The following is an 11,199-nucleotide window of genomic DNA, read 5'->3' as shown; positions in this document are numbered from 1 at the left end:
GCCTCAACCGCATCCTGATGCCTCCATTCTACTACCCTTGGCAACCCCCTCTCGATTGTGCAAAACCTCAGTTCTAATAAAATTAGCCACCGCACTTACTAATGCAGAACTGAAACACAAGGCTACCAGCGTCTTTTCCAAAGCCCGCGACGCTGCCAACGCGATTGCTGACAACCAGCGTTGCGCCGCCGCCCTCGCCGCCCTCACCAACGCCAACCGCATTGCCGAGGCCGTGCCGCTTCTTGCCGAGGCTTGGCAACAGGCGCAGAGCTATAATGAGCTGCTCAGCTCATTTGCTGTAGAGGCCGCGTTGATCCGAGCATACCCAGAGATCGGGGCCAGTTTTGTGCAGGCGTTTGCGTGGGTCGAAGAAGCGATGCGGCGGGGTACCTAGGGGCACAGCGACGCTGTGCCCCTAGGTACCCCACCGCACCATACAAAACACTCACAACTCCCACTGGCGCAGCTCTTCTAGCCAACGGTGGCTGGTCAAATCCATCTGTACCGGCGTCAAGCTGGCATAGCCTTCGCTGATCGCCGCGATGTCGGTGCCCTCTTCGTAGTGATCTTCCGGCTCGGCCCCGTCGATCCAGTAGTATGGCCGTCCACGCGGGTCGTAGCGCACCACCAGCTCGTCGCGGTAGACGCGGCGGCCCAACCGGCCCACTTTGATCCCGCGCAGCTCGCCGGGCGCTACCACCGGGATGTTGAGGTTGAGCAGCACTTCTGATGGTAAACCGCGCTCGCGAATGATCGTCACCAACCGCCGCACCGCTACCTGCGCCGCCTGAAAGTCCCACTGGCCGTCTTTGGGCCGCACTTGCGAGACCGCTAACCCCGGTATCCCGAAGACGATGCCCTCCATCGCAGCGGCGACGGTGCCGGAGTAGAGCAGGTCGGTGCCGAGATTGGCCCCTAGGTTGATTCCCGACACCACCAGATCGGGTTTGCGGTCGAGCAGGCCCATCACCGCGAGTGCCACGCAATCAGCCGGCGTGCCGTCGCAGATCAGCGCCGGCGAACCGTCGCTCAGCGTTCCTTCCCACGCCCGCAGCGGGTCGAACAGTTTGCGGTAGTGGCCGGCGGCGCTCCAGTTGCGGTCAGGGGCAACCACCGCCACCTCGCCGATTTCACTCAATGCGGCGCGCAATGCCGCTAACCCCGGACTTTGGTAGCCATCGTCGTTGGTGACAAGAATGTACATACATGGTGTCCTTATGTGAAATGCCGGCGCCCACGCGCCGGTTAGTCAACTGGCCATGGTCGAACTCCCTACATTCTACCGAGACTTTCCGTGACGAGGCAAGCGTTCGTTGGCCGCAGAGGATGTAAACCCAAAGACGCAAAGGACGAGAGGACGCAAAGAGTTTTGGGATATTCGTAGACCCGCACGGCTGTGCGGCTCCACCCGATTTGTTTTGCATTTGCATCCCCCGCGTCCTCTGCGGTACATATCATTGCCCCCACCCCAGCCCTCCCCCTCCGGGGGAGGGAGTCGATCACCTCCCCCCAGCAGGGTTGAAGAGCGGACAGAACGCTTGGCCGAATACCACCGTTGCTCGCTGTGCAATGCCGTAAAGCCCCGTGCTGCCATCCCCATCACCCCTCAGCGGGGGAGGGGCAAGGGGTGGGGGCATCAGCCCGCGCAGCAGGCTTCGTACCCCTAGCCCGGCCCTTCAGGGCCGGGGATACGGCTGACCCCAGAGGAAAGGAGGCTGGAAGGGAGCAAAACAGTGCCTCTCCCGCCCTCTCAGCGGCCCCCCTTCTCCCGCCGTCAGGGGGGAGCAGGGGCAGGGGGATGAGGGATCAACCCAAAGACGCAAAAGACGCAGAGGGCGCAGAGGGTTTTGTCTCACCGCTCACCCTTCCCCGCTGCGTCCTCTGCGATCTCTGCGGTAAATATAACTCCCCTCACTCCTTCGGCAATTCAATATCGGTCAAGCGCACCGTCTTGCGGCCCTGAAACTTGATCGTCTTTTGGCCCTCGCTTGACATTTGGCCTTGTTGTTCGAGATTGGCAATCTCTTGCTGTATGGTCGCCGCTAACTCCACTTCCCCCTGATTGAGCAGGCGTGTCACCGCGCTCTTCAGCTTCTGGGTTGCACCGCTCACATCACCGGCGGCAAGGTCTTGCAAAGCGCGAGTCTGGAGCTTGAACGCGCTCACCTTTTCGACGATGTTCATCACCGCCGGATTCACTTGTTGCAGTTGGGATTGGTCGGCGGTGAAGGTGAGCATAATGTCAATCTTCGCCTTTTCGCCAGCCAGCCGTAACGCCGGCGCGTCGTAGCTCAACTCGGCTTGCCCGATCCGGTAGGCGCCGAGCGGGCGTGGATCGACCAGCAGTTCGATCAGCAAGGCGCGCGCCTGTGCGCTTTCGAGTTCGCCGAGATTAACGCTCACTGCCCGATCGCTGATCGGCTGGTAGCCGAGGTTGTCGATCAGCGGCGTCACTTGCCAGACGGCGCGCGGCGTCACGCCTTGCACCAAGCGTAAGGTAAGCACGCTGTTCTGAATGACGGTCTGTTGGGCGCGTTGGACGGTGTGCTGGAAGTAGTTGACGATCTCGCTCGGTTGGGCGATGTAGTCGGCCACGCCCTTCGAGCGGTTCGCCATCTCGATCAGCAGGTCTTCGTTCCAGTCTTTGCCGATACCGAGCGCCGTGATCGGAATGCCGAGCCGGCCCGCATCTTCGGCCCGCAGCAGACACTCCTTCTCATGCTCGGTTTGGCCGTCGGTGAGCAGGATCAGGCGGCGCACGCCAGCAGGCATCTTTTGCAGTTCTTGCAACCCCTTCTCGACCGCCGGCGCAATCCGGGTGCCGCCGGCATCGCGGATGCGGTGAACGAGATCGAGAATGGTGGCCCGATGGCGCACCGGTTGCGCCGGCACGATCACTTCGGTGCGGTGATCGAAGATGACAATCGCGATCGAGTCTTGCTGATCGAGTTGCTCGATCGCCTTCACCACCGCCTGCCGCAGCCGCTCAATTTTCTCGCCCTTCATCGAACCGCTGCGGTCAAGCACAAAGCAGACGTTGACCGGCATCCGCACTTGCGTCATCTGTGGCGCCGGATGCGCTTCGAGCAAGATGTACGCCACCTGTGGCGTGGTCGTAGTCGCCAAAAAGGGACGCGCCAGCGCGGCGCGCAGATTCACTTCTCCTGCCATAGCCAACTCCTCGTCGTAACCGGCTCGCCCGGTTGACGAACGGTCCCGACGTATGCGACGATGCGATAGCGGCGGCGGTTGCAATTAATTGTATTGTACCGCACCCCGCCAGAGATCGCACCCCCGTAGAGCCGCACGGCAGTGCGGCTGGAGGAGATCACCGCAGATACCGCAACACCCGCCGGTTCAGCAGATCGCTGAGCAACAGCCGGTCGATCAACGGATCACGCTGCAGCATAAGGTCAACTTCGGCGCTGCAATAGGGGCACGAGGCGATATGGTGGGCAAGAAGCGCTTGTTGGGCAGGAGACAAGAGGCCTTGACAATAGTCAGCCAACTGCTCGGTCGAGGGGCAAAGCGCGCGGTAAAGACGGCGCCGCAACGCCTGTTGCATCGCGCGCAACGCCGCTATCCGTTGACGGCACAGCTCACAGTGGCGTAAATGGTCAACCATGGCTTCATCGACTTTGCCATCAGCGGCAGCAATAATCTCAGAGCCGGAAAGATGGGTTGCGCCGTCGCTCAATTGTTCTTCTTCCATACCGGCGCGCCTCCGTGAGCAACCAGATCAGCAGATGAACCTGCAAGCGTTTCCTGTTGAAAGAAACGCAAACGGGAACGTTTTTCACGTTCCCGCTCACACGAGATTTTAGGTGTTGATCCTGAAGGAGCTATGTGTGGTTCAACACCGCTGCTCGATCTGTTGTTGATCCGTCGCACTCGCGCCCCATGCCCTTGCATTACCATCTCGATCGCGCTTCAGCAGGAGATTGCTTCGGGCGCTGCGCGCCCTCGCAATGACAATCGGGAACGCCCGCTGCTTGCCTCGCGCCTTTTCATTAAAACCTCTGCGTTCTCTGCGCCTTTGCGTTTGAATCCTTTGCGTCCTCTGCGCGTCGGGGGTCCCACCGCCGTGCGGCTCTACCGCGCCTTTGCTCGCTTGGCGCCTTTGCGTTCACGCCTGTGCAAACAGCGCCCGCAGGTGGTTATTGCGGCTGAGCCGGCTCAACACGTTGCGCTTGACGTTGTACACATCGTAGATGCTCTCGAAGAGCGAGGCGTAGCGCTCGAAGATGGTGCGCGGCGTCAGGCCGAGCACAAACGAACCGTAGACCACCACCCGCTCGCTCTCGTTGTGCAATTGGCTGTCAATGAAACGCCAGAACTCTTGCCGATCGACCCGCTGCATCGCCTCTTCATCCGGCGAGAGGCGCGGCATGCGCTGTTCGCTGATCCGCTCTTCCGGCATCATCTCGGCCCACGACTGCGCCCGTACCGAGTCGATCACGACGCTTGACGCGCACAGTTGCAAGTATTGCAACAGCGAAGCCAGATTGGGGAACGAGGCAAAGCGTTCGGGCGTTACCGCGCGCCAAAACTTCGCGAACGCACCTACCACAAAGTATTCGCTGCTTTCGCCGCTGCTGACAAACGCGCCGCTGCGCCGGATCCAACCCTCAACCAACGGGCTATAATGTTGAAAGAGATAATTCCACGCGGTTTCATCACGCTCGACTAGCGCCCGCCGGAATAACTCATAGCTGTAGCGCGAGTCGTGCGAGTGGCCGCGGTAAAACCGCTCACTCTCAATCGCGCAACGACGGGCTAATTCTTCCACGTCTAGCGTGGCAAGGCCGGTCGCCGCTTCATCGCCCACAACTGACGCATGCAACGTTGCCGGTGAGTTCAAGTTGGTTATGGTAGGCGCAATCATCGATTTCCTCGCTTCGTATGCTCAACGTCTCCGCTTCGCGCCTCGGTGGCCGAAACGACCGGCGACACGATCACTTGGTGTATGTCCCTCTGCGCTGCATTGTAGGAAGTTACGGCGCGATCGAGAAGTATGTAAGATGAGCAGGAGATGACAAATAAGGTTTAAAAAACGTAGCGATGTTGTTGCCCAATGATGCCCCGAATGAGACAATCGCATAGTTTGGTGACAGGACAATTGCTGAATAAACCATGAGTCATATAACTGTCAGCCCGCTATCCACTGCGATCCCCGCTCTGATCGATCCGTCGTTGGTGGCCCACCGGCAGCGCCATCCGCGTTACCAACCTGATCTGCACGTGATCGCCACCACAGATAGCGGCGATCAGGCTATCGGTCTCGTCGCCCATACTCGTTGGCAACGCCAGCTCACCCGGTTTGAGGTGGGAGAGGTGGAATTGGCCGGCAGCAACCATCCTGACCTCGTGGCTGCGCTGCTCGCCACGGCTACCGAAAGCGCCGTCGCCGCCGGGATGGCATGGTTGCGTTGTGCATTGCCGCTGAGCATAGCCAGCCAGTGGGGGATGATCCCGGCCACGCTGGACAGCCGGGTCGCGTGGCGCGGCGGCGATGGCTCGTTGGCGCCGGCTACTCTCGATGACGTGGCCGATCTGGTGGCGCTCGATCAGCACGCGCCTGCGCCCCGCTGCGTCATTCCGTTGCGGTACGAAGCCGATTGGCGCTGGCAGATCGCCGCGCAGCCGCCACTGGTAGCGCGTGATCGGTTTGGGAATGTCACCGGGTATGCGATGCTGCAAGGCGGTTCCGTAATTGAGGGACGCGCCGTTGATGCCGGCGCGGCGCGCGCGTTGCTCAGCCGGTTGCCAAATACCGTGCGCGAGTTGTGGTTAACGCCCGATCACCTGCTGACGCAGGCTGCGCTCGAATTAGGCGCAAGCGTGGCCATGCGCTTACCGCCGGACGATGCCGTGACGCCGGTCTGGATTGCGATCGATCCGCTCACCGCATTGCGCTTGCAACAGCCGGCGCTGGCTACGCGCTTGGCAACCTCACGCTACACTGGCTGGGAGGGCAGCCTTGGCTTGCGCGGCGAGTGGGGATCGGCGCGGATTGAATGCCGCGCCGGGACGGTGCAGATCAGCGCCGGGGCCAGTATCGCCGATGTTGAGGTGACGCAGATCACGATTGGCGGTCTCTCGGCGTTGCTGCTAGGCCGGCGCAGCGCGAGCGATCTGCGCGCGACCGGCGATCTGCGCTGCGCCAGCCATGAGGTGGGAGTGGTAGAGGCGCTCTTTCCGGCGGCGTGGTAAGGTCGAGCGCCGCTAGCCTCCGCGCAACCGTTCCGCCGCCTGTTCGGGGGTCAGGTCGCGCTGGGGTTGGCCCAACATTTCGTAGCCGACCATAAACTTGCGCACCGTGGCCGAGCGCAGCAGCGGCGGGTAGAAATGAGCATGCAGATGCCAGCCGTCGTGCGCCAAGCCGTCGGTGGGACGCTGGTGGAAGCCCATACTGTAGGGAAAGGTGACGTTAAACAGCCGGTCATAGCGCGCGGTCAGTTCGCGCAAGATGGCGGCCAACCCCTCGCGTCCGGCTTCATCAAGATCAGGCAGCGCGCCGGTATGGCTGCGCGGCAGCACCAGCGTCTCGAACGGCCACACCGCCCAAAACGGCACCAGCGCTACCCATGTCTCGTTAGCGCAGACGATCCGTTCGCCGGCATCCAGCTCAAGCGCCAGATAATCGCAAAGCAGGCAGCGGTTGTGCTCGTGCCAATAAGCCGTCTGCGTCGCCAGCTCTTTGCCCATCTCGTTCGGCAACTGCTCGTTGGCCCAGATTTGGCCGTGCGGGTGCGGATTCGACGCCCCCATCATCGCGCCGCGGTTCTCGAAGATCAAAACCGACTGCACCCAGTCGATCGCGCCCAACTCGCGGTACTGCTCGGCCCAAACCTCAACCACTCGCCGCACGTCGGCCTGCGACATCTGGGCCAGCGTCAGGTCGTGGCGCGGCGAGAAGCAGACCACCCGGCAGATGCCACGCTCGGCTTCGGCGTGTAACAGCGCCGGGCCAATCTCGCCATCAACAGCCGGCGCGCGGACACTCACCCGATCGAGCGGAATATCTGGCAGCAACGCGGCAAAATCGTTCTCGAACACAAACGTCTCAGTGTAGACTGGATTCTGCGCCCCATTGGCCCGCGTGTTACCGGGACAAAGGTAACAGTTCGGATCGTAGGCCGGCAACTCGGCGGGTGGCAACGTTTCCACCTGCCCTAGCCACGGGCGCTGGGTGCGGTGGGGGGATACCAGCACCCACTCGCCGGTAAGTTGGTTCAGCCGGCGATGAGGCCGGCTGAAGAGTTCGTGATGGCGCATACGCATCCTCCCCGCTTATCGCCCGGCCAAACCGGAAGTGGCGATCCCTTCGATGAAGTAACGTTGGGCGAACAAAAAGACGATCAGCGTCGGCAAAATAGCCAGCGTCGAGCCAGCCATAATCAAATCGACGCGCGCTGCATAGAGCGCCTGTAGATCGACGAGGCCCTGCGTCACCACCTTGCGCGCTGGACTACTGATGATGATCAGCGGCCACAGGAAGCTATTCCATGCATAAAGGAACGCGAACGTCGCCAGCGTCGCAATCGCCGGACGGGCCAGCGGCAGAAAGATGCGGAAGAGAATGCCCCAATGCGACGCGCCATCGATCAGCGCCGCGTCTTCTAAGTCTTTCGGCACGCTCATAAAGAACTGGCGCAGCAAGAAGGCGCCGTAAGCGGTAAACAGCCACGGAATAATCAACGCCTCTAACCGGTCAACCCAGCCAAACAGCAGCATTAGCCGGTACATCGGCACAATCAGCACGGCAAACGGCACCATCAGCGTGGCGAGGTACGCGCCAAACCAAAACTCGCGTCCGGGAAATTCGAGTCGGGCAAAGGCGTAGCCGGCCAGCACCGAAGTTATCACCCAGCCGAGCACCACCAGCGCGGTCACGATCACAGTATTAATCAATTGGGTGCCGAGCGGCACGATATTGAGCACTTCTACGTAATTTGACCAGCGAATCTCGCTCGGCCACAGCGTCGGCGGCACCTGCACCACCTCAGTCGAAGGCTTAAGCGAGGAGAGCACCATATAGATAAACGGGAAGACCATGACAAAGCCGGTGATGCTCAGCACCACATAAGCCAGCAGCTTTTCCCATGGCCGGCGCAAGATCATGCTTGCCATCACCCACCTCGCTTACTCGTAATGCACCCACCGCCGCGACATGCGGAACTGGATGAAGGTCAGCAGCAGAATAATCACAAACAGCAACCAAGCCAGCGCCGAAGCATAGCCCATCCGTCCGCCGATAAAAGCTTCGCGCCAGAGCAACGGCACGATGGTCAACATCGAATCGGCTGGCCCAACCGTATTCGAGCGGGTCAAACCGAGTGCAATCGGCACATCGAACACTTGCAGACAATTGATCAAGGTTGTCACCAGCACAAAGAACGTCGTTGGCGAGAGCATCGGCACCGTGATATAGAGAAACTGCTGCCAACGGCTGGCCCCATCCAGACTAGCCGCTTCGTAGAGCTGCGGCGGCACGCCTTGCAAGCCGGCCAGAAAGATCACCATATTGTAGCCAATCGTCTTCCACGAGAAGACCAGAATCACGCTGGCCAACCCCCATTCCGGGCGCGTCAGCCACGGAATCGGCTCGAAGCCGAGCAGACGAATGGCGTAATTGACGAAGCCAAAATCGACATTGAGCAGATAGCGCCAGAGCAGGGTCACGCCGACCACTGACGCCACCACCGGAATGAAGAAGACGGCGCGGAAGAAGGTGCGGCCAGCGATCCGTTCGTTCAGGATCACGGCCAACAGCAAAGCCGGCACAGTGGAAACGATCAGCGTCACCAAAGAAAACGCCGCCGTATTCCACATCGCCCGATAGAAGGTCGGGTCAGACAAGGCGCGCTGGTAATTGTTCAAGCCAACCAGATTCGGATCACCAAACAGGCGCGCGTCGGTAAAGCTCAAGTAAAACGAGATAGCGAGCGGCACCAAAAAGAAGATCAAAACCCCTAAAATGGTCGGCAACAGCATGCCGAAAGCGTCGATCCATTGCCGCACACGCCGCCCGCTCAGACGGCGCGCGGTTGGTGCAGGCAGAGTGGCCGGCGCTTGGTTGGCCATGGTGTACCTCCAGACAATGGTGACGACCCTTCAATCGCCGCCTGCGACAACAAACGAAGAAGACGAGCCATCACACGAATGTGTAGAATACGCTTTACACCATTTTACGCTGGTCAGACGTGCATCACGCCCCCCGCTCCCTACCTGTCAGTGCGAGCCGAGCGGAGCGAGGCGAAGCAATCCCCTCCGACCATGGGAGCACTCCCTCCCGCTTTCCGATGTCAGTGCGAGCCGAGCGGAGCAAGGAGACGCCATCCCCCGAGCACGAGATCAATCCGCTGTGCGTTCGCTCCCGCCTCAGCGGGAGATTGCTGCGGGAGCTGCGCCCCCTCGCAATGACAATCGGGCACGCCCCCTTCGCTCCCCAACTGGCATGGCGAGCCGCCGCAGGCGGCGACGCCATCCCCTCCGAGCACGGAAGCGGCCCGCTCAGGCATCCTTCCCTGTACCCCCTCCCCCAGCGGGGGAGGGCTGGGGTGGGGCCATTGTGGGTTCGCTCTCGCTGAAGCGGGAGATTGCTTCGGGCGCTCCGCGCCCTCGCAATGACAAGGCACGCCCCACGCACAGATAGAGCCGATCAGACAAAGCGGCGCACGCCCGCCGCTCCGCCTATCGCGCCGGCCTCTATTTGAAGGTGCTGGCCGTCTGCTGGCAAGCCTGCTGGCCAAACTGCTCAGGCGTGATCTGGCCGGCGATCATCTGATCCCAAAGGCTCTGGACAATGCCGCTGAAATCGGCCCAGTTGCCGTCCCACACCGGCGCTTCCAGCGCCGCGTAGGGAATGCCGTCGAGGAAGGCTTGATTATTGGCCGGCGGGGTCGAAGCGAGGAAGGCATTCACCGCGGCTTGATCGCTGCGCGGCGGGATGTTGGTGCCTAGCGCGGCCACCTTCGCCGTTGCCTCGGCGCTAGTCAGCACCTTCAGCACTTCCCATGCCGCCTGCGAGTTCGCCGTCTTGGCGCTGACGAGATACGGCCCCCAGAAGAGCCACGTGCTCTTGACCTTGCCCTCAGGCATCACCGCCACGTCCCAGTTGAACTGGGCATTGGTGCGGACACCGGGGGTAAACCAGCGACCATTGAAGTACATAGCGACCTTGCCGGCATTGAAGAGCGCCTCGCCGTCGGCGTCACCGGCTGGCAGCAGCTTCTCGTCGTAGAGCATGCGCACCATCGTAGCGCCGGCAATCGCCTCTGGGGTATTCAATGCGCAGCCACGCCGGTCGGGAGTGAAGGGACTGCCACCGGCAGCATTGATGAAATAACCCCAACCCGGCCCCCACCAGTTGCCGAAGCCAAGCCCATACTGCTGGTTAGCCGGATTGGTCAGCTTGCGCGCCGCTTCCAGCATGGTGTCCCAGTTCCAATTGCCTTCAGCCGCCAGCTCCTTGGGGGTCTTCAGACCAGCCGCCTTGAACAGGTCTTCGTTGAAGTAGACGACCATGGTCGAGATGTCGCGCGGCAGGCCGTAGATCTTGCCATCGCGTGTCAACTGCTCGATCACATTGGGGTAGAAGTTGCTCAACTGGAAGCTGCTGTCGGCGTCAATCAGCGGCTTGAGATCAAGAATCTGGCCGGTGTTCACGAAATCGGCCAGCTCAACGCCGCCGATCCAGAAGATATCGGGCGCATTGCCGGCGGCTAATTCGGTCTTCAGCTTCTCGAAGTACCCCTGATTGGGCGCCGGATCGTAGACCGCGGTGATCCCTTTATCCTTCAGCTTCTCGTTGACTAGAGCGTTCAGTTCTTCATAGACTCGCTGCTCGGCGGCATCGCCGGGGCGGGTGCGCCAGCGAATCGTCACCGGCTGGCCGCCAGTGGTCACATTGTTGCCACTACCGCCACTACCGCCGCCGGTAGCCGGTTGCCCGCCGCCACAAGCTGCGAGCAACATCGCCAACAATGAAACCAGCACAATCCACGACAGGGTGTGTTTCCGTAGCATCTTCGCTCGATCCTTTCTCGACAGAACATCCTTGCCACGCGCTACGACGCCATCACGCAGGCCTGCCATCACCATCAACGGGGCGTGCCGCCAGTGAGCGCAACACTGCGGGTAACAGGTGCATTGCGTGGTGAGCGCATTATATAGTTGTTGCGCGAACTATGCAAG

Annotated in this window: 10 protein-coding genes; 2 read left to right on the top strand and 8 right to left on the bottom strand. The window is 61.1% G+C overall.

The window, feature by feature from the left end; translation table 11 throughout:
* A partial coding sequence (locus U9R81_RS14860) for a hypothetical protein (protein WP_322496212.1) occupies window positions 1–394 on the top strand: 394 nt, incomplete at its 5' end.
* A gap of 51 nt (window positions 395–445) precedes the next feature.
* Here the strand turns inward: U9R81_RS14860 and surE are convergent.
* The 4 genes from surE to U9R81_RS14840 all read right to left on the bottom strand — a co-directional run bounded on the left by surE (window position 446) and on the right by U9R81_RS14840 (window position 4,885).
* Complete coding sequence (surE, locus tag U9R81_RS14855) at window positions 446–1,204, bottom strand: 5'/3'-nucleotidase SurE (RefSeq protein WP_322496211.1); 759 nt, start codon at window positions 1,202–1,204, stop codon at window positions 446–448.
* Between the two features lie 707 nt (window positions 1,205–1,911).
* Window positions 1,912–3,171, bottom strand: a complete 1,260-nt coding sequence (locus tag U9R81_RS14850; RefSeq protein ID WP_322496210.1) for a vWA domain-containing protein — start codon at window positions 3,169–3,171, stop codon at window positions 1,912–1,914.
* Between the two features lie 157 nt (window positions 3,172–3,328).
* A complete protein-coding gene (locus U9R81_RS14845) occupies window positions 3,329–3,712 on the bottom strand; it encodes a hypothetical protein (RefSeq protein WP_322496209.1) in 384 nt (127 codons plus the stop codon).
* Window positions 3,713–4,126: 414 nt separating this feature from the next.
* Window positions 4,127–4,885, bottom strand: coding sequence for a sigma-70 family RNA polymerase sigma factor (locus U9R81_RS14840; protein ID WP_322496208.1), 759 nt, complete (start codon window positions 4,883–4,885; stop codon window positions 4,127–4,129).
* Between the two features lie 248 nt (window positions 4,886–5,133).
* Here U9R81_RS14840 and U9R81_RS14835 point away from each other — a divergent pair, with 248 nt between their 5' ends.
* Window positions 5,134–6,213, top strand: a complete 1,080-nt coding sequence (locus tag U9R81_RS14835) for a sterol carrier protein domain-containing protein (RefSeq protein WP_322496207.1) — start codon at window positions 5,134–5,136, stop codon at window positions 6,211–6,213.
* A gap of 12 nt (window positions 6,214–6,225) precedes the next feature.
* Here U9R81_RS14835 and U9R81_RS14830 read toward each other — a convergent pair whose 3' ends face one another.
* From U9R81_RS14830 to U9R81_RS14815, 4 genes are all read right to left on the bottom strand, one after another.
* Entirely contained in the window at window positions 6,226–7,278 is a 1,053-nt protein-coding gene (locus U9R81_RS14830; RefSeq protein WP_322496206.1) for a UDP-glucose--hexose-1-phosphate uridylyltransferase, read from the bottom strand.
* 15 nt (window positions 7,279–7,293) lie between these two features.
* Window positions 7,294–8,133: a carbohydrate ABC transporter permease gene (locus U9R81_RS14825; RefSeq protein WP_322496205.1), complete on the bottom strand. Its 840-nt coding sequence runs from the start codon at window positions 8,131–8,133 to the stop codon at window positions 7,294–7,296.
* Window positions 8,134–8,145: 12 nt separating this feature from the next.
* Window positions 8,146–9,087 carry a sugar ABC transporter permease gene (locus tag U9R81_RS14820; protein ID WP_322496204.1) on the bottom strand — a complete coding sequence of 314 codons (942 nt, stop codon included), beginning with the start codon at window positions 9,085–9,087 and terminating at the stop codon, window positions 8,146–8,148.
* Window positions 9,088–9,711: 624 nt separating this feature from the next.
* Entirely contained in the window at window positions 9,712–11,031 is a 1,320-nt protein-coding gene (locus U9R81_RS14815; RefSeq protein ID WP_322496203.1) for a sugar ABC transporter substrate-binding protein, read from the bottom strand.
* Window positions 11,032–11,199 lie beyond the last annotated feature (168 nt).

The sequence above is a fragment of the Chloroflexus sp. genome (assembly GCF_034435895.1).
Taxonomy (GTDB): Bacteria; Chloroflexota; Chloroflexia; order Chloroflexales; family Chloroflexaceae; genus Chloroflexus.
Note: the sequence above shows the minus strand (reverse complement) of the source record. Positions and strands in the feature narration are given on the sequence as shown.